Origin of the sequence: Syntrophus buswellii, from assembly GCF_046097065.1 — a bacterium.
GTDB lineage: Bacteria > Desulfobacterota > Syntrophia > Syntrophales > Syntrophaceae > Syntrophus > Syntrophus buswellii.
This window is the reverse complement of the sequence record NZ_CP175563.1, coordinates 2,785,611-2,806,312: the sequence shown is the minus strand read 5'-3', so window position 1 is coordinate 2,806,312 and position 20,702 is coordinate 2,785,611. Positions and strand designations below refer to the sequence as shown.

21 protein-coding genes and 1 tRNA gene are annotated in these 20,702 nt (G+C 55.7%); all 22 read left to right on the top strand.

Annotation, left to right across the window (positions count from 1 at the left end; all coding sequences use genetic code 11):
• Positions 1-30: 30 nt before the first annotated feature.
• Positions 31-246, top strand: a complete 216-nt coding sequence (gene rpmE / locus ACJ77P_RS12700) for a 50S ribosomal protein L31 (protein ID WP_367359318.1) — start codon at positions 31-33, stop codon at positions 244-246.
• Between the two features lie 351 nt (positions 247-597).
• Positions 598-1,668: a peptide chain release factor 1 gene (prfA, locus tag ACJ77P_RS12695; RefSeq protein ID WP_367359317.1), complete on the top strand. Its 1,071-nt coding sequence runs from the start codon at positions 598-600 to the stop codon at positions 1,666-1,668.
• A gap of 33 nt (positions 1,669-1,701) precedes the next feature.
• Complete coding sequence (gene prmC, locus ACJ77P_RS12690) at positions 1,702-2,568, top strand: peptide chain release factor N(5)-glutamine methyltransferase (RefSeq protein ID WP_408998445.1); 867 nt, start codon at positions 1,702-1,704, stop codon at positions 2,566-2,568.
• Positions 2,561-3,817: a UDP-N-acetylglucosamine 1-carboxyvinyltransferase gene (gene murA / locus ACJ77P_RS12685; protein ID WP_367359315.1), complete on the top strand. Its 1,257-nt coding sequence runs from the start codon at positions 2,561-2,563 to the stop codon at positions 3,815-3,817. The genes prmC and murA overlap by 8 nt, the downstream gene beginning before the upstream one ends.
• Entirely contained in the window at positions 3,817-5,115 is a 1,299-nt protein-coding gene (hisD, locus tag ACJ77P_RS12680) for a histidinol dehydrogenase (protein ID WP_408999428.1), read from the top strand. The genes murA and hisD overlap by 1 nt, the downstream gene beginning before the upstream one ends.
• Positions 5,116-5,167: 52 nt before the next feature.
• A tRNA-Gly gene (locus tag ACJ77P_RS12675) sits at positions 5,168-5,242 on the top strand.
• A 168-nt stretch (positions 5,243-5,410) separates the two neighbouring features.
• The gene (gene rimP, locus ACJ77P_RS12670; protein ID WP_408998444.1) at positions 5,411-5,896 is read left to right on the top strand and encodes a ribosome maturation factor RimP; all 486 of its coding nucleotides are present in this window, start codon (positions 5,411-5,413) and stop codon (positions 5,894-5,896) included.
• Positions 5,897-6,064: 168 nt separating this feature from the next.
• On the top strand, positions 6,065-7,327 hold the full coding sequence (gene nusA, locus ACJ77P_RS12665) for a transcription termination factor NusA (RefSeq protein WP_367359313.1): 1,263 nt from the start codon (positions 6,065-6,067) through the stop codon (positions 7,325-7,327).
• 64 nt (positions 7,328-7,391) lie between these two features.
• Positions 7,392-10,151: a translation initiation factor IF-2 gene (infB, locus tag ACJ77P_RS12660; RefSeq protein WP_408998443.1), complete on the top strand. Its 2,760-nt coding sequence runs from the start codon at positions 7,392-7,394 to the stop codon at positions 10,149-10,151.
• Positions 10,152-10,231: 80 nt separating this feature from the next.
• Positions 10,232-10,570 (top strand): DUF503 domain-containing protein, encoded by a 339-nt coding sequence (locus ACJ77P_RS12655; protein WP_367359311.1) that lies wholly within the window; start codon positions 10,232-10,234, stop codon positions 10,568-10,570.
• Between the two features lie 78 nt (positions 10,571-10,648).
• Positions 10,649-11,020, top strand: a complete 372-nt coding sequence (gene rbfA / locus ACJ77P_RS12650; protein ID WP_367359310.1) for a 30S ribosome-binding factor RbfA — start codon at positions 10,649-10,651, stop codon at positions 11,018-11,020.
• Complete coding sequence (locus tag ACJ77P_RS12645) at positions 11,001-11,960, top strand: DHH family phosphoesterase (RefSeq protein WP_408998442.1); 960 nt, start codon at positions 11,001-11,003, stop codon at positions 11,958-11,960. Before rbfA ends, ACJ77P_RS12645 begins: the two co-directional genes overlap by 20 nt.
• Before the next feature lie 4 nt (positions 11,961-11,964).
• Complete coding sequence (gene truB / locus ACJ77P_RS12640) at positions 11,965-12,897, top strand: tRNA pseudouridine(55) synthase TruB (RefSeq protein ID WP_408998441.1); 933 nt, start codon at positions 11,965-11,967, stop codon at positions 12,895-12,897.
• 129 nt (positions 12,898-13,026) lie between these two features.
• Complete coding sequence (gene rpsO / locus ACJ77P_RS12635) at positions 13,027-13,293, top strand: 30S ribosomal protein S15 (protein WP_367359307.1); 267 nt, start codon at positions 13,027-13,029, stop codon at positions 13,291-13,293.
• 288 nt (positions 13,294-13,581) lie between these two features.
• Complete coding sequence (locus tag ACJ77P_RS12630; RefSeq protein WP_408998440.1) at positions 13,582-15,699, top strand: polyribonucleotide nucleotidyltransferase; 2,118 nt, start codon at positions 13,582-13,584, stop codon at positions 15,697-15,699.
• Between the two features lie 25 nt (positions 15,700-15,724).
• The gene (dut, locus tag ACJ77P_RS12625; RefSeq protein WP_367359305.1) at positions 15,725-16,183 is read left to right on the top strand and encodes a dUTP diphosphatase; all 459 of its coding nucleotides are present in this window, start codon (positions 15,725-15,727) and stop codon (positions 16,181-16,183) included.
• Between the two features lie 11 nt (positions 16,184-16,194).
• A complete protein-coding gene (locus tag ACJ77P_RS12620; RefSeq protein WP_408998439.1) occupies positions 16,195-17,367 on the top strand; it encodes a homocysteine biosynthesis protein in 1,173 nt (390 codons plus the stop codon).
• Between the two features lie 134 nt (positions 17,368-17,501).
• Complete coding sequence (locus ACJ77P_RS12615; protein ID WP_367359303.1) at positions 17,502-17,768, top strand: septum formation initiator family protein; 267 nt, start codon at positions 17,502-17,504, stop codon at positions 17,766-17,768.
• Positions 17,769-17,823: 55 nt separating this feature from the next.
• Complete coding sequence (gene pilM / locus ACJ77P_RS12610; protein WP_367359302.1) at positions 17,824-18,906, top strand: type IV pilus assembly protein PilM; 1,083 nt, start codon at positions 17,824-17,826, stop codon at positions 18,904-18,906.
• Entirely contained in the window at positions 18,903-19,454 is a 552-nt protein-coding gene (locus tag ACJ77P_RS12605; protein ID WP_367359301.1) for a PilN domain-containing protein, read from the top strand. Before pilM ends, ACJ77P_RS12605 begins: the two co-directional genes overlap by 4 nt.
• 3 nt (positions 19,455-19,457) lie before the next feature.
• Complete coding sequence (locus ACJ77P_RS12600) at positions 19,458-20,177, top strand: type 4a pilus biogenesis protein PilO (protein WP_408998438.1); 720 nt, start codon at positions 19,458-19,460, stop codon at positions 20,175-20,177.
• Entirely contained in the window at positions 20,146-20,679 is a 534-nt protein-coding gene (locus ACJ77P_RS12595) for a pilus assembly protein PilP (protein WP_408998437.1), read from the top strand. Before ACJ77P_RS12600 ends, ACJ77P_RS12595 begins: the two co-directional genes overlap by 32 nt.
• The last annotated feature ends 23 nt before the right edge of the window (positions 20,680-20,702 follow it).

Below are 20,702 nucleotides of genomic sequence, written 5' to 3'. Positions count from 1 at the left end.
TCAAAACATCAGGGAGGTATGCAGAGGATCATGAAAGAAGGAATTCATCCTGAATATAAAACGACAACCATTACCTGCGTCTGCGGAAATGTGATTGAAACCCGGTCAACGAAACAGGACATCAAGGTGGAAATCTGTTCCCAGTGTCATCCCTTTATCACGGGGAAGCAGAAGATCATTGACACGGCCGGCCGGGTGGAGCGTTTTAACCAGAAATACGCCGGGCTTAACGACAAAAAGGCGTAACGGCGTTTTTTCCCTCGAAAACTTCAATTCCGGATCACGGTGAGATCAAGGCGACGATGCAGAGGCGGCGTATTTCTTCTGCCGGAGGTGCCGAAGGGCCGGCCGGTTGCCGGTTCGGATGCGGTCCCGATCCTGAATCGGAGTAAAACGGCGCGGCGGTTTTCTCGCCTTCCGGGCAAATCCGGGAACGAGCCGAAGCGCCGAACCATTTTCCCTCCTTGGACAGAAAATACCTCTTCGAGAATTCTTCTGGGATTTTTCTAGAAAAACCTGCAAGGGTGGGTTCTTCGTGCGGATGTTTTTGGCCCGTTCCGAAGATCGCCGCCTGATGCACAGATAGAAACGGAAATCATGTTCAGCAAACTGAAAGAAGTGGAATCGCGCTACCAGGAACTGGAAAAGCTTTTAAGCGACCCGACCGTTGTGACCCGGCAGAATCTCTATCAGAAATATGCCAAGGAGCACGCAGATCTCCGCGACCTTGTGGATGCTTACCGCGACTATGAGAAGACCAGCGAACGCATTGAAGAAGGGCAGCAGCTGCTGCGGGGGGATGACGAGGAGCTGAAGGAAATCGTCCGGGAAGAATTGCCGGAACTCCGGAATCAGTTGGCTGAACTGGAGGAAAGGCTGAAAATCCTCCTTCTCCCCAAGGATCCCAATGATGACCGGAACGTGTTTCTGGAAATCCGAGCGGGAACGGGAGGCGATGAAGCGGGCTTGTTTGTGGGGGATCTTTTCCGCATGTATGCCCGTTATGCGGAAACGCGGTGCTGGAAGGTGGAGGTGGTCAGCAGCACCCCGTCCGGCGGCGTCGGCGGATTCAAGGAAATCATCGCCTCGATTGCCGGCCAGGGAGCGTTCAGCCAGTTGAAATATGAAAGCGGGGTCCACCGGGTTCAGCGTGTTCCCATAACGGAGGCCCAGGGAAGGATTCATACCTCGGCTGTGACCGTGGCGATTATGCCGGAGGCTGACGAGGTCGAGGTCACCATTGACCCCAATGATCTGCGCATCGATGTCTTCCATTCAAGCGGCCACGGAGGGCAGAGCGTCAATACCACGGATTCTGCCGTGCGGATTACCCATCTCCCCACGGGGCTGGTCGTCAGCTGCCAGGACGAAAAATCGCAGCTCAAGAACAAGGCCAAGGGAATGAAGGTCCTGCGGGCCCGGCTTCTCGACATCATGGTCAAAAAGCAGAATGAGGAGATATCGGAGGCCAGGAAAAGCCAGGTGGGAAGCGGAGACCGGAGCGAAAGAATCCGGACCTACAACTTTCCCCAGGGCCGGGTTACGGATCACCGCGTCGGATTGACCCTTTACAGCCTGGAAAATATCCTGGGGGGAGAGATCCAGGAGTTTGTCGATGCCTTGACGGCCCATTACCAGGCAGAGTCCCTTAAGCAATCGACGAATTGATCGCCGCCGAACGGTCCCTTTTCTGTGACAGAGATGAAAATTGCACAGCAGATTGAAAGCGCGGCGGAGGCGTTCCTTTCTTCAGGGCTGCCGACGCCGCGGCTGGATGCGGAAGTCCTTCTGGCCTCTTTCCTTGGCAAAGACCGGACCTGGCTTTTTGTCCATTCCGACCGGGATATGAGCGATCCGGAGACAGAGGGGTTCCGCACCTGGGTGGCAAGGCGGCAGCAGGGTGAACCGGTGGCCTATCTGGTGGGGCATAAGGAATTCTGGTCCCTGGAATTTGCCGTGGACTCCCGGGTTCTGATCCCGCGCCCGGATACGGAGATCCTGGTGGAGGAAGTCCTGAATGTGCCGGCTCTGAACAGAGCCCCTTGTCCCGGCATTCTCGAACTGGGAACGGGAAGCGGGGCGATTGCCGTTTCCCTGGCCTCTGAACGGGCCGATGCCCGGATTACGGCAACGGATATTTCCCCGGGGGCCCTGGCGGTTGCTGCCGCAAATGCCGCCCGGAATCTGGGGAACAGCCGGATCCAGTTTCTCCAGGGGGATCTCTTTTCTCCGGTGCAGGGCGACTTTGATGTGATCGTTTCCAATCCCCCCTATATCGCTGTGGAGGACTTTTCCCGGCTGTCAAGGGAAATCAGGGACTTTGAACCCCGGCAGGCTCTGCTGGCCGGGAGGGAGGGAATGGATTTTTATTCGGACATCATCCCGCAGGCTCCCCGTTACCTCAAACCGGGGGGATGGCTCCTGCTGGAAATCGGCGACGGCCAGCAGCAGCTGGTCGAGGACTTGTTATCGAGATCCGGCCTGTACCGGGAAGTGGCCTTCCGGAAGGATTATGCGGGGCGCTGGCGGGTTGCGAAGGCGCGAAAGAGAGGAAGCAAGCGTGGATAAAATCATCATTGACGGCGGGAAACCCCTTGCGGGAGAGGTCCGGATCAGCGGCGCCAAAAATGCCGCACTTCCCATCATGGCCGCCTCCCTCCTGACGGATGGCTGGAACACCTTTACCAACATACCGGACCTGATGGACATCCGCACCACGAGAAAGCTTCTGGAGAGTCTGGGCGCGGTCATTGAGGGGACACCCGGAGCCCTGCGCATCAATGCCGGAGAAATTACGAATATCGAAGCGTCCTACGACCTCGTGAAAACGATGCGGGCGTCCATCCTGGTTCTGGGCCCCCTGGTGGCCAGGTTCGGAATCGCCCGCGTATCCCTGCCCGGCGGCTGCGCCATCGGCGCCCGGCCCGTCAACCTCCATATAAAGGCCCTCCAGGATATGGGAGCGGAGGTGGCTCTGAAGGAGGGCTACGTGGAAGCCAAGGCCAGAAGGTTGAAGGGGACGGCCATTTACTTCGACAGCCCGACGGTCGGAGGAACGGAAAATATCATGATGGCCGCTACACTCGCCGACGGGGTTACCCTGTTGAAGAATGCGGCGCGGGAGCCGGAAATCGTGAATCTGGCCGAGGTGCTCATTGGAATGGGCGCCAGGATTGCGGGTGCCGGGACGGACGAAATCCGGGTCGAGGGAGTGGAGCGTCTCCACCCTGTCGAGGCCGAAGTCATTCCCGACCGGATCGAAGCGGGCACCTACATGATCGCGGCGGGCATTACCGGGGGTGAGATCCGGGTGTTGGGCTGTCAGCCGAACCATCTTTGCGCCCTGATCGAAAAGCTCAGGGATGCCGGCATGATTATCGAAACAATGAACGGCGGGCTGCGGGCGGCAGGAAACGGAAGAGTCCGGAGCGTGGATATCAAGACCCTTCCCCATCCAGGATTCCCGACGGATCTCCAGGCCCAGATGATGTCCATGATGGCCGTGGCCGAGGGGCTCAGCGTCATCACGGAAACGGTGTTTGAAAATCGTTTCATGCATGTGGGCGAGCTGATGCGCATGGGCGCCGACATTCATATTCAGGGCAACAGCGCGATCGTCAAGGGGGTGAACGCCCTGAAGGGCGCTCCCGTCATGGCGACGGATCTCCGGGCGTCGGCCTCCCTCATCCTGGCCGGTCTGGCAGCCCGGGGGACAACGGAACTGTCGCGGGTCTATCACCTTGACCGGGGCTATCAGGACATTGAAAAGAAATTTTCAGCCCTGGGCGCCGACATCCGCAGAGTATCGGGGGCATGATGAACATTGTGAAAACGACGGATTCGGATTTTGAAGCCCTTTACCGCCGGATTACCGGGCGGGGCCGGGTCTTCGATGAAGAGCTCTGGAAGGTGGTCAAGGGGATCGTCGAAGATGTGGCCCGCAGGGGGGACGAAGCCCTTTTCGATTACACGCGGCGCTTCGACGGGCACATCCTGACGGCGCAGACCGTGGCCGTTTCCGAGGGTGAACTGGAAGAGGCGGCCGCCCGGGTGGAAGGCCCGGATCTGGCCATACTGCAGCAGGCCGCGCAGAGGATCGAAGCCTTTCATCGTCACCAGATTGCCGAAAGCTGGACCGTATCCGAGAAGCCCGGCAGCATCCTCGGCCAGCGGATCATTCCCCTGGAGCGGGTTGGGATTTACGCGCCGGGGGGATCGGCTTCCTACCCGTCCACGGTGCTCATGGCGGCTATTCCGGCCAGGCTTGCCGGGGTTGAGGAACTTTTTCTGGTCAACCCTTCAAGGGACGGAAAGATTTCCCCGTTGATCGCGGCGGCGGCGAAACTCTGCGGCATCCGTCGCATCTTCAAAATCGGAGGGGCGCAGGCTGTGGCCGCCCTGGCCTACGGTACGGAAGCAATTCCCCGGGTGGACAAGATTGTCGGTCCGGGAAACGCCTATGTGGCCGCCGCAAAAAAAATGGTATTCGGTCAGGTCTCCATTGACATGATCGCCGGTCCAAGCGAAATCCTCGTCATTGCGGACAGCTCGGCGCAGCCTTCCCTGGTCGCGGCGGATCTCCTTTCCCAGGCGGAGCACGACGAAATGGCCAGTGCCGTTCTGCTGACGCCGGATGACGTCCTGGCCCGGGCGGTCTCTGCGGAGTTGGAACGGCAATTGGAGAACCTTCCGCGAAGGGCGATCGCCCAGCGGTCCCTTGAGGCCTTCGGAGCCATCCTGGTCACGGAGAATCTCGATGAGGCCGTGGCCGTGGCCAATCGCTTCGCTCCGGAACACCTGGAACTGATGGTGAAGGACCCCTGGAATCTCCTGGAGGGCATTCGGCATGCCGGAGCGGTTTTTCTTGGTTCCTATACGCCCGAGGCGGTGGGCGACTATATCGCGGGGCCCAACCACGTCCTCCCCACCGGTGGAACCGCCCGTTTTTCCTCGGCCCTGGGGGTCTATGATTTCGTGAAGCGGATCAGTGTCCTTTCCCTGAGCCGGGAAGTGCTTGAGGAATACGGCCCTCAGGCGGCCCGCTTTGCCCATCTGGAGGGCCTTGACGCCCATGGGAAGTCAATTTCATTGAGACTGGCGGGAAAAAATCCTTGACAAAAGCATCCTCTTGAATAAGATAGGCAAGCTTTTTCCTGTATTTTTCAAGGCGGGCGTAATTCAGCGGTAGAATGTCAGCTTCCCAAGCTGGACGTCGTGGGTTCGAGTCCCATCGCCCGCTCCATGATATTCCCCTCCGGGTGATTTGTGATGTCGGAGAAAGCAGTGTATCTGTTGCTGTGGCGTTGTTCGGGAATCTTCCTAAGTCATTGTCGGATCTTCTGGAGTGGGCAGTTGCCCACTTTTTTGTTTTATGAGGTTCCCTGTCGAGCAGAATCGTTGAATCGAACTCATGGCCAGTGAATATGTAAAAAAACTCCGGGAGGACATCTGGCGCCTGGTGGAACCGGTTCTGGAGTCTGAAGGCTTCGAACTGATCCAGGTGGAGTGCCTGCGCATGAAGACCCGGTGGATCGTCCGGATCTATATGGACCGTGAAGGCGGAGTGACCCTGGACAATTGTTCGGGGATCAGCGGTCAGCTCGGTGATCTCCTGGATGTTCATGATCTTCCCCCGGGTCCGTATACCCTGGAGGTATCGTCGCCCGGCCTCGATCGACCCCTCGTCCGGGACAAGGATTTTGTCCTCTATCAGGGGTGTGATGTAAGCGTCCGGCTGGAACAGAAGGTGGAGGGCATCCGCCATTTCCGGGGCAGGCTGGTTGAGTTCCGGGAAGAGGAAGGTCGGAAAGTGCTGGTGGTTGAGATGGGTTCCAAACTGTATCAAATCCCCAGGGACTTGGTTGTCAAGGCGAATCTGATCTATCGGTTCGATTAAGGAAATCCCGGCTGGGACGACTCTGACGGAAAAATCGCCCGACAGGCGTCGCATCGAACCAGATCACTGTTTTCAGCCTGCATCGATGGCATTTCGTGTTGCGCTCTCTGCCACTGGAAAAGGCGGCCAAAAAAAAGCGATTGAAATAGAGAGGTGGAGGAAAATTTCATGGTTCCGGAACTTAAACGTCTGATCGAACAGATGGGTAAGGATAGAGGACTGGATAAGAGTATCATCATCGAGGCCCTTGAGACGGCGATGCTGACGGCGGCGCGGAAGAAGCTGGGGCCCCATGTGGATATCGAAGCTCATTACAACGAGGACCTGGGCGAAATCGAGGTGTTCCAGTTTAAAACGGTGGTTGAAAGGGTTACTGATCCGGATATGCAGATTTCCCTGGAGGTTGCCCACCGGGATCTGGATGAGGAGGCTGAGCCGGGTGACAGCCTCGGGATGAAGATCGAGACGAGCACGTTCGGACGCATCGCCGTTCAGACCGCCAAGCAGATTATTGTTCAGAGGGTGAAGGATGCCGAACGGGACAATGTCTACGACGAGTACAAGGATCGCAAGGGTGAGCTGGTCAATGGCTTTGTGCAGCGGTTCGAGGCGGGGAGCATCATTGTCAATCTGGGCCGTGCGGAGGGGGTGCTCCCGGTGTCCGAACAGATTCACCGGGAGTCTTACAAGCGGGGGGACCGGATCCGCAGTTTCATCTATGACGTAAAAAAAGTTTCCAAGGGGCCTCAGATCCTGCTTTCCCGCACGCATCCCAATTTCCTGAAATCGCTCTTCGAGGTCGAGGTTCCGGAAATTGACGAGGGGTTGATCGAGGTCATCAATGTTTCCCGGGAGCCGGGCAAGCGGGCCAAAATTGCCGTGAGGACGAAGGACAAGGACATCGATCCTGTCGGGGCCTGCGTCGGCATGCGTGGGGCCCGTGTCCAGAGTGTTGTTCAGGAGTTGCGGGGAGAAAAAATCGACATCATCCCCTATTCCGATGATGCCGTGCAATATGTCAGCAGCGCCCTCTCGCCGGCGAAGGTGAGCCGCGTGATCATGGATGAGGCGAATCATGCGATGGAGGTGATTGTTCCGGACGACCAGCTGTCTCTTGCTATCGGGAAGAACGGGCAGAATGTGCGCCTAGCCGTAAAGTTGACCGGGTGGAAGATTGATGTCAAAAGCGAATCGGCTGAGGCCGAGAAGGATAGCCCCGGGTATTCAGACCTCCTGAAGATCCCCGGAATGGAGGAGGCAACCGCTGAGCTGCTCTTCGGCAAGGGCTTGAAGAGTGTCGCCATGATCGCTGCGGCAGATTGTGAGATGCTGTCGGCTCTTTCGGGGGTCGAGGAGTCAACCGCGCAGCTCTGGATCGAGGAGGCGGGAAGGATCATCGATGAAGAGGTTGCCGCCCCAAGGGAAACTTGAGGAAATTTTGGTGTATTTACAATAATATGCGGAGTCAAACATAGAAGCGCTGGGGGTTTCAAGCATGTCAAAAAAGAGGGTTTACGAGTTGGCCCGGGAGCTGGGTATCGACAACAAGGAGCTGATCTCTCGGTTGGAAAAACTCGGTATCACCGTAAAGTCCCACTCGGGAACGCTGGAAGATAACGAAGTGGAACGCGTTATCAAGGAGTTCCATGCCCGGGGAGCCACGGAGATGGTGGAGCAGCGGATCAAGACGACCGTCATCCGGCGGAGAGCTGTGCATGTTCCCCAGGAGGAGCCTGTTGCCGAGGAGCCCCCTGCAGAAGCAGAGAGAGCCGTCCGCGAAGAAGTGCCGGCAAAGCCTGCACCCCCGGAAGAAGTGAAACCCGTTGAAGTTGTCGAGTCCCAGCCTGCGGTTCCGGAAGGGGAACCTTTGCCGGCCGTTAAGAAACCCCTGCCAACTCCGGCGATTCCACCGAAAAAGTCCCCGATTCCTCCAACTCCTGAAATTTCCGGGGAGGAGAAACAAGTAATCCCTGAGAAAATGAAGGAAGAGGCGCCGAAAGAGCCGATTGTTCCGGAGCCTGGGAAGACGCCCCCGGTGGCGAAGAGTGTTCCGGAAGAGGAGAGGGCGCCGGCAAGGGCGCAAGGTGCCGAGGCTGCTGGCAGGGAGGTGGGAAGAATTCCGCCTGGGAGGCGGGAAGGAAGGCCGCCGGCACCCCGTGCCGCTGCCGGAGGAGAAGCTCCTGCAAGGCAGGCACCGCAGCGGGGCGAGGCCAGGAGGCCTGAGACCGGGGCCGCTCCCAGGCCGGCGGCGCCACCGGAAAAGGAAGCTCCAAAGACCGAGGCGGACAAGCTGAAGAAAAAACCGAAGATTCCCGAGGAAGTGCCGGTGCGGGAACTGCCTCCCGCCAAGAAGAAGCCTGCCCTTAAAAAGGCTCCGGATAAAAAGGACTTCCGCAAGACGATCGAAGAAGAAACCGTCGAACGGGTCGCCAGGCCGGGCCGCTGGAAGGAAGAGAAAAAGGCCGCCGCCAAGATGAAGAAGACGGAGATCACCGTGCCGAAGGCGATCAAACGAAGGATCCGGATCGGCGAAGCGGTTACGGTGGGGGATCTGGCCAAGAAAATGGGGGTCAAGGCGAATGAGGTCATCAACAAGCTCATGCGGATGGGACTCATGGCGACCATTAACCAGTCCATTGACTTTGACGCCGCATCGCTCATCGCCACGGAGTTTGACTATCAGGTGGAGCCTGTGGGGATGGAGTACGACGAATCCATGTTCAAAGTGGAATCCGCCGCAGAAAATCTGAAACCCCGGGCACCCGTGGTGACGATCATGGGGCACGTGGACCACGGAAAGACTTCGCTGCTGGATGCCATCCGGAAAACGCGTGTTACCGAGGGAGAGGCGGGAGGCATCACCCAGGCCATCGGGGCCTATCATGTGAATCTCAAGGGGCGGGAAATCGTCTTTCTCGACACGCCTGGACATGAAGCCTTCACGGCCATGCGTGCTCGTGGCGCTCAGGTGACGGACATCGTGGTCCTGGTCGTCGCGGCCGACGACGGTGTGATGGATCAGACGGTGGAAGCAATCAATCACTCCAAGGTGGCCGGCGTGCCCATCATTGTGGCGATCAATAAAATCGACAAGCCTGAAGCCGATCCGGGAAGGATTAAGCAGGCGCTGACGGAATACAGCCTTATTCCGGAAGAGTGGGGGGGAGATACCATCTTCTGCGAGGTGTCGGCGAAGCAGAAAATCGGCATAGAGGAACTCCTGGAGCTCATCCTGCTGCAGGCGGATATCCTGGAACTGAAGGCCGATCCGGACCGTCCGGCTCGTGGCGTGGTGATCGAAGCCCGTCTGGATCGCGGGCGCGGCCCGGTAGCCACGGTTTTAATCCAGGAGGGGACTCTCCATGAAGGGGATGCCTTTGTCAGCAAGACGGAGTACGGGCGTGTCCGGGCCATGAATGATGACCAAGGGCGTCGGATCAGGGTGGCCGGCCCGGCCACGCCGGTCGAGGTGATCGGTTTTTCCCGCGTGCCCCAGGCAAGTGCGGAATTTAACGCCGTCGAGGATGAAAAGAAGGCCCGCAGCATTGGAGAATACTGGCTGCGAAAGGAACGGGAACGGGAGCTCTCCGCGACCTCGAAGATCACCCTGGAGCAGCTGTATGAAAAGATGAAGGAAGGCGTGAAAGAGCTGAATGTCATCCTCCGGGCGGATGTGCAGGGATCCCTGGAGGCCTTGGCGGACGCCCTGACCAAGCTCAGCACCGACGACATCAAACTGAAGGTGATTCATGGTTCCACCGGGGCGATTACGGAGACGGATGTCATGCTGGCGTCGGCATCCAATGCCATCATCATCGGCTTCAATGTCCGGCCTGACGCCCGGGTCACGGAGCTGGCGGAAGCGGAAGGTGTCGACATCAAGCTCTACGACATCATTTACAATGTCATTGCCGACGTCCGGGCGGCCATGGAAGGGCTCCTCGAACCCGAATACCGGGAAATGGTCATTGGCCGGGCCGAAGTTCGGGATCTGTTCCGGGTTCCCAAAGTGGGCACCGTGGCGGGAAGCTTTGTGACCGACGGAAAAATGGTTCGAAAGAGCAATGCCAAGCTGGTTCGGGACGGGGTCATCGTGTTTGACGGGAAAATCGCCTCCCTGCGGCGGTTCAAGGATGATGTCAAGGAGGTGTTGGCCGGATTTGAATGCGGAATCGGCATTGAGGGCTTCAATGACCTCCGGGTGGGCGACCTGATCGAAGCCTATGTCAATGAAAAAGTGGAGCGCAAGCTGTGAATTCAGACCTGAAGGGAATGTGTGAATTCTAGAGGCTTCGCCGCCGCGAGACAGGGGCATACCGTGAGGCGGATGTTACGATGGTCATCGGATCGGGACTGATTGAACTGTGGATTGCAGAATGCCGGTCTTTGAAGGAAAAACGGGGGGTCTTGAAGCGGATCCTTCAGCGGACGCGCAATACCTTCAACGTGTCCATCGCTGAGATCGGCGAAAACGACTCCTGGAAGCGCGCAAAAGTCGGATTTTGCGTCGTGGGAAACGATACGCGCTACGTGAACGGAAAGGTGGATTGCATCCTCTCCTTTATCGAGGAACTCCAACTGGCCGAAGTGCTGGGCAGCAGGATCGAAATCGTTTCTCTGTCGGACGCCATGCCGCATTTCGACGAATCTGCCGGCAAATATGGATCCGAATGACGGTCATCTGTGCCGGACCGGGGCTTCGTCCCGGATTCCGTCTACAGGCCTCTCAGGACAGAAAAGGTGGTCGAAAGCATGTTGGAGTTTAAGAGGGCGGATCGTGTGGCGGATCTGGTGAAAGTGGAGCTTGCGGATATCCTGTTGAGGAGGGTCCGCGATCCAAGGGTCAGCAGGCTGACGGTTACCGGGGTCAAGATGAGCGATGACCTGCGCACTGCCAAGATTTTTTTCGTGGAGATGGGCGAGGATTTCTGCAGCCCCGAAACACTCGAGAGTCTGCAGAAGGCCGGCGGCTTCATCAAGAGGGAACTGGGAAAACGATTGAAACTGCGCTATGTGCCGGATCTCATTTTCAGGCAGGACACCTCCTTTGCCTATGGAAGCCGGATTGATCGGCTTATAAGAGAAATTCACAGAGATGATGAGAATGATGGATCGGATTCTTGATATTATCGATCGTTCCAGGACCTTCCTCATTTCTTCCCATGAACGGCTGGATGGTGACGCCGTTGGGTCGGAGCTGGCTCTTTATGGCCTGCTCCGGCAAACGGGAAAAGAAGCGGACGTTTACAACCAGGATGCAACACCGGAGAACTATCGGTTCCTGCCCGGAAGCCAGGTGATCCGCCAGGAGCTCCCCGCCGATTGTGCTTCTCGGTATGACGCGGCCTTTATCGTGGACTGCAGCGATCTGAGCCGGGTGGGCAGGGGGTCTGAAAAGATTGCCCGCATTGGAACACTCGTCAATATCGATCATCACATCTCCAATTCGATGTTCTCCGAGTTTTCCTATGTTGACCCCCGGGCGAGCTCAACGGGTGAACTGATCTACCGGTTGATATCCCGCATGGGATGTTCCGTGACGCGGGACATTGCGACCAATCTCTATGCGGCCATTTTAACGGATACCGGGGGGTTTCATTACGGGACTACCGGAAGGGAAACATTGATCGCCGCCGGGAATCTGGTCGGCTGGGGCGCCGATCCCCAGGAAATATCGGAGAATATTTACGAGAACAACCCCCTGGCCAAAATCAGGCTGCTGTCCAAAGCCCTGGACACGCTGACCTTCGATCTGGATGGGCGGTTCGGTTACATGGTGGTCTGGCAGAAGGACATGCAGGCCGTGGGGGCTGTCCCGGAACATACGGAAGGCTTTGTCGACCTTCCCCGATCGATTTCAGGGGTAGAGGTATCGGCTCTGTTCAGCGAACAGCACAATGGACCTTTCAAGGTCAGCTTCCGCTCCAAGGGCGAGGTGAACGTGGAGCGGGTGGCCCGCGCCTTTGATGGTGGAGGCCACAGGAATGCATCCGCCTGTCGCATTCAGGGCGACTTTGAAACGGTTTATTCCCGGGTCCTGGATGTGATACGGGACGGAATTTGAACAGATGAACGGCATTCTGATCCTGGATAAATCGCCGGGAAAGACGTCACAGAAGGCTGTCTCAGAGGTCAAGCGGATCCTGGGAGTCCGGAAAGCGGGGCATTCCGGTACGCTTGATCCACTGGCCACGGGAGTGCTTCCCATCTGCCTGGACGAGGCAACCAAGCTGGTTCAGTTCCTTTCCCAGGACGATAAGGAATACCGGGCTACAATGCTGCTGGGGGTGACGACGGACACCCTGGACATCGAAGGGCGGATTACAGGACGCCAGAATCCGGCAGTGGATGAAGCCGCGATCCGGGAGGCTCTGGGCGGGTTGACCGGTGAGATGACTCAGGAGCCCCCCCGGTATTCCGCCGTCAAATATAAGGGGAAACCGCTTTACGCCTGGACAAGAAAGGGGATTGACGTTTCTCTCCCCCCCCGCACCGTCAGAATTTATTCCACGGTGTTGGAGGAGATTTCATTTCCCTATGTCCGTTTTCGGGTCGCCTGTTCGAAAGGAACCTACATCCGCACACTTTGCGCCGATTTGGGAGAGCGACTGGGCTGCGGGGGGTGCCTTGCCGGGTTGCGGAGGCTGCGGAGCGGTCAATTCACTCTGGAGGCGGCTGTCTCGCTGGAGGAAGTTTGCGCGGAGGAACGGGAAAAAATCCTGGCGGCCAGAGTGATTTCCCTGAGCGACGGCCTTCTGCACATGGCGGCCATCGAAATCGGCGGGGAACTGGCGGAAAGGATCCGTGAAGGCTGCCAGCCCGATGGACCCGCTTTGAGGGATTATCATATTCCTTCCCTTGAGAATGGAGATATGGTAAAGTTTCTCACTTCAGATGGGGGGCTGGTTGCCGTAGCCAGACTGTTGTGTCCATCGGTCCAGCTGACCGCTTTGGAGATGGGGCAGCCGGCTGCGAAAATTTTGAGGGTTTTTCGCGATTAAGGCCTGGAAGGATGCCGAAATCCGGAATGTCCCGTTCATGAAGCTATAAAACGGATCAGCGCAAGGGAAGGTGCCGCTGGTCGGTTTGTCGATTGCAGAGATCAAATTGTTTATGGAGGATAAAAAACCGTGTTAAGTTCGGATCGAAGAGAAAGCATCATTGGGAATTATCAGTTGCATGAGAAGGATACGGGATCTCCTGAAGTCCAGATTGCGCTTCTGAGTGCCAGGATTGAATACCTGACGGATCACTTCAAGATCCACAAAAAGGACCATCATTCCCGACGGGGTCTGTTGAAGCTGGTCGGGCAGCGAAGAAGGCTTCTGGACTATTTGAAGAATAAGAATATTGAGCGGTACAGGCAGGTTATTCAGCGTCTTGGGTTGAGAAAATAACCAACATTTTCGCGATGGGGCATAAGTGCGGAGTAAGCGGTAAAGCCTGGGGTATAAGGCTGGGGCTGTTTGCCGTTTAAGTTTCGGCTTTACGCCTCCGGCTTTACTCCTTACTCCCTGATCCGTAGTGCCCTGACCGAAAAAATCGCCCGAAGCAGGGGGGACATGAAATTCGCTGCTTCCTGGAATTGGGACGATCCACCGTCTTGTCGAGGGGGATATGCACAAGGGGAGCGTGCGGGGATTTTTCTTTTCTGAAGATCGGGTCTGGAGAGAGGATTTTTAAGGATGAGTACAATATTCAGTGCGGAATTCGCCGGTAGAAATATTTCCGTAAAAACAGGTTATGTCGCGGGCCAGGCAGACGGCGCTGTCATGGTGATTTATGGAGACACCGTTGTGATGGTTACGGCGGTTTCCCTCAAGAAGGCCCGGGAGGGGGTGGATTTTCTTCCCCTGACCGTGGACTATCAGGAAATGACATATGCCGCAGGTAAAATACCCGGCGGATTTTTCAAACGGGAAGGGCGGCCCAATGAGCGGGAGGTCCTGACGTCGCGGGTGATCGACCGATCCATCCGCCCGCTGTTTCCCAAAGGGTACAGTTATGAAACCCAGCTTGTGGCGACCCTGCTTTCGGTCGATAACGAAAACGACTCGGATGTGGCTGCCCTCCTGGGGGCTTCGGCTGCCCTCGAAATATCCGACATTCCCTTTAAGGGGCCCATTGCAGGTGTTCGGGTGGGTCGGCTGGATGGCCGGTTTGTCTGCAATCCATCCACGGAGGAACAGGAGCGGAGCGATTTGAATCTGTTCCTCGTCGGCAGGAAGGTGGAGCCGGGAACGGACGGCAGGCCCTTCGATGTCAACCTGGTGATGCTGGAGGGCAGTGCCCGGGAAATTGAGGAAGAAACCGTCGTTTCGGCCATTGAGTTCGGGCTGGAATCCATGCGGCCCGTTATGATGCTGCAGGATCAGATCCGGGCGGCGATCGGCCGGTCGAAGAGGCCTTTTTCCGCTGTCGAGATTGACGAATCGCTGGTGGCGGCAGTTACGGAAAAAGCCGCGGAGAAGATGAAAGAGGCCTACCGGATAGCGAGAAAGCTGGACCGTCATGCCGTCCTGGATTCTATCCGGGAGGCTGTTCTGAAGAGCATGACATCGGAGGATGCGGGATTGCGCGGACCGGTGGCGGCCGCACTTGAAGCCCTGGAGAAACGGATTGTCCGGGACATGATCCTAGGGGAAGGAACGAGAATCGACGGCCGATCCCATGCGGATATCCGCGCCATCAGTGCGGAGGTGGGGGTTCTGCCCAGGACCCATGGTTCGGGCCTTTTTAACCGTGGAGAGACCCAGTCTCTGGCGGCTCTAACACTGGGAACTTCATCGGATGAGCAGCGGCTGGATTATGTTGCCGGGGAAGAGACGCGTGCCTTTATCCTCCATTACAATTTTCCCCCTTATTGTGTCGGTGAAGCCAAGCCGCTGAGAAGCCCGGGGCGGCGGGAAATCGGACACGGCAATCTGGCCAGAAGGGCCCTGATGCCGGTGCTTCCTTCCCAGGAAGAGTTTCCCTACACCATCCGCATTGTTTCCGAGATCCTTTCCTCCAACGGATCCTCGTCCATGGCCACGGTCTGCGGGGGCACTCTCTGTCTCATGGATGGCGGCGTTCCCGTCAAGGACGTGGTGGCGGGCATTGCCATGGGACTTCTCAAGGAAGGGGATCAGGTCGTTATCCTTTCCGATATTCTCGGGGATGAGGATCATTCCGGTGACATGGATTTCAAGGTCTGTGGAACCCGGAAGGGTATCACCGCCATGCAGATGGACATAAAAATTGACGGGATCAATCGGGATATCCTCACGAAGGCTCTGGCTCAGGCGAGGGAGGGGCGGCTCTTCATCATTGGAAAGATCCGGGAGACCATATCCGAACCGAGGAAGGAGATCTCCATCTATGCCCCCCGGATTACCACCGTAAAGGTCCGGCCGGAAAAGGTACGTTCCGTCATCGGTACGGGCGGCAAGAATATCCGCCAGATCGTCAGCGAGACAGGGGTAACCATCGACGTGGAAGATGACGGCACGGTGACCATTGCGTCCAGCGATATGGAGGCATCGGCCAGAGCCATTGCCATGGTCCGCTGGCTGACGGAAGACGCGGAAGTGGGTAAAATCTACCGCGGGACCGTCAAAAAAGTTGTTGATTTTGGCGCTTTCGTTGAAATATTACCGGGCACCGAGGGGTTGCTCCATATCTCCCAGCTGGCCAAGGAGCGGGTCAATAAGGTGACGGATATTGTCAACGAAGGCGATGAGGTTATCGTCAAAGTTCTGGAAGTGGACAAACAGGGTAAAATCCGCTTGAGTCGAAAGGATGCCCTGGGAGCAGAGGTGTGACTTCTGCGGATTTTGTGGGCGGCCCATGGCGCTGAAAGAGATCCGGATCCCCGTTCGGAAGCTTCCCCATTTTTCAGGACTTTCCCTGCCGCGGTATGTGACGGGAGGTTCGGCTGGAATGGATCTCCATGCGGCCGTAACGGAGGACGTGCTGATCGGTCCGGGGGAGAGGGCCCTGATTCCCACGGGTCTGATCATCGCGTTGCCGGAGGGGTTCGAAGCCCAGATCCGGCCGCGCAGCGGCCTGGCCTTAACGCACGGCATTACGCTGGTCAATTCCCCCGGTACGATCGATGCCGATTACCGGGGGGAAATCGGCGTCCTGCTGATCAACCATGGCAAAGAACCCTTTCTGATTTCCCGGGGAGCCCGTATTGCCCAGATGGTCGTTACTTCCGTCTACCGGGCAGCCTGGACTGAATCCTGCGACCTGGAATCCACAGTCCGGGGAAACGGCGGTTTTGGCCATTCCGGCACATCCTGAGGTTTGAAGTCATGAAGAGGCACAGAGTCCACAAGACGTATCAGGAGATCAATGAGAAGATAAAGCAGGGAAAGGCTGTCGTCGTGACCGCCGAGGAGATGATCGACGTCGTGGCGCGTCATGGCGATGTCGAAGCGGCTAGGAAAATCGATGTGGTCACGACCGGGACCTTCAGCCCGATGTGCTCCTCGGGAGCTTTCCTCAATTTCGGACACACTTCGCCAAAAATTCGTGCCTCCAGAGTATGGCTTAATGACGTTCCTGCCTATGGCGGTATTGCGGCCGTAGACTGTTATCTCGGCGCCACGGAAGTTGTGGAAGGCGATCCGCTCAACAGTGTCTATCCCGGCGAATTCAATTACGGCGGAGGACACGTCATTCAGGATCTTGTTTCGGGGAATCTGATTCGCCTCAGGGCGGAGGGTTACGGCACGGATTGCTATCCATCCCGGAAGTTTGAAAAAAACATCACCCTGAACGATCTCCGCGACGCCATCCTTTTCAATCCCCGGAATGCCTATCAAAATTATAACTGCGCCGTCAATATGTCGGACAAGACCATTTACACCTACATGGGAGTGCTCCGACCCCGGATGGCTAATGCAAATTATGCCACATCGGGCCAGCTCAGTCCCCTCTTTAATGACCCCTACTACAGAACCATCGGTATCGGAACAAGAATCTTTCTCGGCGGCGCCCAGGGCTTTGTCGCCTGGCCGGGGACCCAGCACAATCCCAATGTGATTCGGGGAAAGAACGGAGTGCCCAAGGAAGGCGCCGCAACGATCGCCACGATCGGAAACCTCAGGGAAATGAGCCCCGAATGGCTGGTGGGGGCGAGTATTCTGGGCTACGGGGTATCGCTGTATGTCGGCATCGGTATCCCGATCCCGATCCTTGATGAGGAAATGGCCCGTTACACCGCGGTCAAGGATGAGGATCTCTATGCCCAGATTTATGATTATGGCATGGACTACCCCAAGGGTGCGGCCAAAAGTCTGGGGGAATTCAGCTATAAAGATCTACGTAGCGGGGGCATTGAATTAAACGGCAAAAAGGTTTCAACGGCCCCTCTCTCCAGTTATTACAAAGCCCGGGAGATCTGTGAATTTCTCAAGGAAGAGATCGAACGCGGTAATTTTCTCCTGGGTGAACCACAACAACTCCTTCCTGCCGTAGATTAAGAATTATCTGATGTAGTATGGCATAATTTGTGATTGTAGTTTCTTCACTACAGGAACATGACGAATTCGACTGCCTCAGATAATTCGTTTCTTACGGTTTCCTTCCCAAACTCTGAAACAAGGAGAACGTTCGAATGAAAATCGGTCGATATCTTGCCCTGTTTGTTTTTCTGATGGGATTGCTCATCACGTTCGGCAATCGCGGATTGCTTGACAATTACATGATGGAGAAACGGCTTTCTTCCCTGAAAAAAGAAAACCAGGAAATCGTTCTTCAGAATGTTCAACTGAGGAACACGATTGCATTGCTCAGGGATGACCTTTCCTACATGGAAACCATTGCGAGAAACGAGTTGGGAATGGTGAAAGAGGGCGACAGGGTCTATCAGTTCGCCAAGTAGAGGATTCAACACATAGGACTTTTCTTCCGGGTATGCGATGCTGGACTTCAAAAGTTTGCTAGACTTCAAAAGTTTATTTCCGGGCAGCAGGCATCTTGCAGGTCTTGACATCGGTTCAAGTTCACTGAAGCTTGCCGAGATTCTGGAATTGCCTAAAGGCGGCTATGTCCTGAACCGCTTTTCACAGATTCCTCTTCCCAGGGGCATCATCGTCGACGGTATCATCAACGATTCCTCCCTGCTGGCGGCAAAAGTCAAAGAACTTTTCAAAACATCGGGCCATCTCCGAAAGGGTATTGTCACCTCCCTTTCCGGCCATTCCGTCATCATCAAAAAAGTAGGCTTTCCGACGATGGAAGAAGAGGAAATGCGCGATATGATCCGTGAGGATGCCGCGCAGTATCTGCCCTTCGACAACATGGAAGAGGTCAACTTTGATTTTCAGATCCTTGGTGAAAATGAGTACAACTCCGATCAGTTGGATGTATTGCTTGTTGCTGCGAAAAGGGACATTATCGACAGCTATACGGATGCCCTTCAAGCGGCGGGACTGGAGGTCGTCATCATGGATGTGGATTCCTTCGCACTGGAAACCGTCTATGAGGAAAATTATGATTTTGACGAGAATGATATTGTCGCCCTCGTCAACATTGGCGCCTCTATCACCAACATCAACGTCGTCAGGAACGACGCCTCCATTTTCACCCGGGATTTTACGCTGGGCGGAAATATCGTAACGGAATCTCTGGCGGAAAGGCTCGGGATTTCCTTTGATGAGGCGGAGCGGATCAAGACAGAGGGGCCTGATGGAAGCGGATTGAGCGCTGATGACTTTTCGGCGAGCCTCATGGGATATGCCGATCCTATTTGTGCGGAAATTGAGCGCTCCATCGAATTCTTTCGATCGACCTTCGGTGGGGATTACATCAAGAATGTCCTGCTCTCAGGTGGCGGCGCCAAGTTATCCGGCATTGCACAGGACCTTCAGCAAAGGCTTGGTGTTGATACGGAAGTCTTCGATCCCTTTAAAAAAATTGACATCAACAACAAATATGTCGACGCTTCTCTGGTTGGGCAGATCGGGCCTGCTCTGGCTGTCTGTATGGGTCTGGCCCTGCGTCGGGTGGAGGATAAATGATTCGGATCAATCTCCTTCCCTATCGAGAGAAAAAAAAGCAAGCCGGTCTTCAAAAGCAGGTTTTTCTTTTCGGCGGTTCCTTCCTGGCTCTTCTTCTGATCCTTGGCGGCATCCATTTGTTCATGATTACCAGCATTCGAAGCTATGAAGGGGATATTAAGGAAAAGGAAGAGGTCCTGGCCAGGCTGAATAAAATTGCCGGCGAGGTTGAGATTTTCAAGAAGGACAAAAATGTCCTTGAGAAGAAGCTTTCCGTTATTTCCCGCCTGGAAGAGAATCGGCTGGCTCCGGTTCGTTATCTGAACGATCTGAACTCCTCCGTTCCAATCGGAGATGCCTGGATCGACCGGATAATCCTCAAAGAGTCGGATCTGAGGTTGGAAGGGGTTGCCCGGAACAATATGGTTCTGTCACGTTTTATGAGAAATCTGGAAGGCCGAAGTTTTCTCTCGGCTGTCGATCTGGTTTCCTCCACACAGAAGGAATATTCGGGAATGAAATTCCATCAGTTTGTCTTGAACTGCAAGATTAAAAAACAAGGAATCTGATCCATGGCTATCTCGCTGGATGATATCAAAAAGCTCTCTCCGCAGAAAAAAGCGCTCCTGGCAGGGGTTTTCCTGCTGCTGGCCGGTTATTTATACTGGTCCTTTTTCCTTTCCACTGCGCTGGAAACTCGGGCAAATCTGAAGTCGCAGGCCGAAGAGCTTTCTCGGAAAGTGGAAGAAAAGCAGCGCATTGCCAGTCAGAAGCAGAAATACGTCAAGGAAGTGGCGCTCCTGAAGCAGAAATTTGAAGTGGCAATGGCCAAGCTTCCTGAAAAAAAGGATATGCCCTCTTTGCTTTACGAGATCGCCATGGCTGGAAAAAATGCCGGCATTGAATCCGTTCATTTTGAACCTGTTGAGAAGTCTGCCGATGCAAAGGAAGGTGACGGCAAGCAGGGAGCGGCAAAAGGGAATGAGCCCAAAGCGGCCGATCATAAGCCGGGCGATAAGGCCTCCAGTGGCAAGACTCCGGAAGCTGGGGGATTTTACGAAGAAATCCCTGTGAAGATGGGTGTTGTCGGCCGTTATCATAACACCGTACTCTTTTTTCAGAAGATGGCCGGGATGCCCCGCATTGTCAACATTGAAGATTTTCTGATAGAAGAGTCCAAGGAATCCAAGGGAACGGGTCGCATCCTGAACACGGCCTGTCTGGTAAAGACCTACATGTTTCTGGAAAAGAAGGATGAACATGCGAAGAAGAAGATCGAAGGAAAGCCGTAGATTCTCCGGCGCATTCATCGTCGGCGTGTTCTTGAGTCTGACGATCGGAACAGCCCAGGGGTGGGGTGCGACATTCTCACCCAAGTCTGTAACCGATCCTGGAGTTTCAGGAACGCGAGAGCCGTTTACAATCAGCTACGCTTCTTACAACTTCTCAAGGAAGCCCGATCCTTTTGAACCTTTTGTCGAAAAGGACCTGTCTCTAAAAAAACGGAAGGCTGTGAAGAAAGTGAAGCCCCTGTCCATCTTCCCTTTGCAGAGAGCATCCGTAAATGAATTCAGGCTGGTGGGAATTGCAGGGACAGATCAGGGCCGAACGGCGATTGTGACCAATGCCCGCGGTAATTTTTTCCCTTTGTCCGTTGGGACCATCATCGGTCTGAATGGAGGGCAGGTCATCGGGATTTTAGAAGATCGCGTGATTGTTGAAGAGAGAATAGCGGCAGGAAAAGGGCAGTATAAGACGCAGCTTATTCCGTTGAAGCTTCAAAAAGTGGAATGAAGTGAGGATGAGATGAAAAAAAT

Bases quoted from the DNA above. Each gene is read 5' to 3' on its own strand.
- rpmE (WP_367359318.1), top strand. From the start codon at position 31: ATGAAAGAAGGAATTCATCCTGAATATAAAACGACAACCATTACCTGC.
- prfA (WP_367359317.1), top strand. From the start codon at position 598: ATGTTCAGCAAACTGAAAGAAGTGGAATCGCGCTACCAGGAACTGGAA.
- prmC (WP_408998445.1), top strand. From the start codon at position 1,702: ATGAAAATTGCACAGCAGATTGAAAGCGCGGCGGAGGCGTTCCTTTCT.
- hisD (WP_408999428.1), top strand. From the start codon at position 3,817: ATGAACATTGTGAAAACGACGGATTCGGATTTTGAAGCCCTTTACCGC.
- rimP (WP_408998444.1), top strand. From the start codon at position 5,411: ATGGCCAGTGAATATGTAAAAAAACTCCGGGAGGACATCTGGCGCCTG.
- nusA (WP_367359313.1), top strand. From the start codon at position 6,065: ATGGTTCCGGAACTTAAACGTCTGATCGAACAGATGGGTAAGGATAGA.
- infB (WP_408998443.1), top strand. From the start codon at position 7,392: ATGTCAAAAAAGAGGGTTTACGAGTTGGCCCGGGAGCTGGGTATCGAC.
- ACJ77P_RS12655 (WP_367359311.1), top strand. From the start codon at position 10,232: ATGGTCATCGGATCGGGACTGATTGAACTGTGGATTGCAGAATGCCGG.
- rbfA (WP_367359310.1), top strand. From the start codon at position 10,649: ATGTTGGAGTTTAAGAGGGCGGATCGTGTGGCGGATCTGGTGAAAGTG.
- ACJ77P_RS12645 (WP_408998442.1), top strand. From the start codon at position 11,001: ATGATGGATCGGATTCTTGATATTATCGATCGTTCCAGGACCTTCCTC.
- truB (WP_408998441.1), top strand. From the start codon at position 11,965: ATGAACGGCATTCTGATCCTGGATAAATCGCCGGGAAAGACGTCACAG.
- ACJ77P_RS12630 (WP_408998440.1), top strand. From the start codon at position 13,582: ATGAGTACAATATTCAGTGCGGAATTCGCCGGTAGAAATATTTCCGTA.
- dut (WP_367359305.1), top strand. From the start codon at position 15,725: ATGGCGCTGAAAGAGATCCGGATCCCCGTTCGGAAGCTTCCCCATTTT.
- ACJ77P_RS12620 (WP_408998439.1), top strand. From the start codon at position 16,195: ATGAAGAGGCACAGAGTCCACAAGACGTATCAGGAGATCAATGAGAAG.
- ACJ77P_RS12615 (WP_367359303.1), top strand. From the start codon at position 17,502: ATGAAAATCGGTCGATATCTTGCCCTGTTTGTTTTTCTGATGGGATTG.
- ACJ77P_RS12605 (WP_367359301.1), top strand. From the start codon at position 18,903: ATGATTCGGATCAATCTCCTTCCCTATCGAGAGAAAAAAAAGCAAGCC.
- ACJ77P_RS12600 (WP_408998438.1), top strand. From the start codon at position 19,458: ATGGCTATCTCGCTGGATGATATCAAAAAGCTCTCTCCGCAGAAAAAA.
- ACJ77P_RS12595 (WP_408998437.1), top strand. From the start codon at position 20,146: ATGCGAAGAAGAAGATCGAAGGAAAGCCGTAGATTCTCCGGCGCATTC.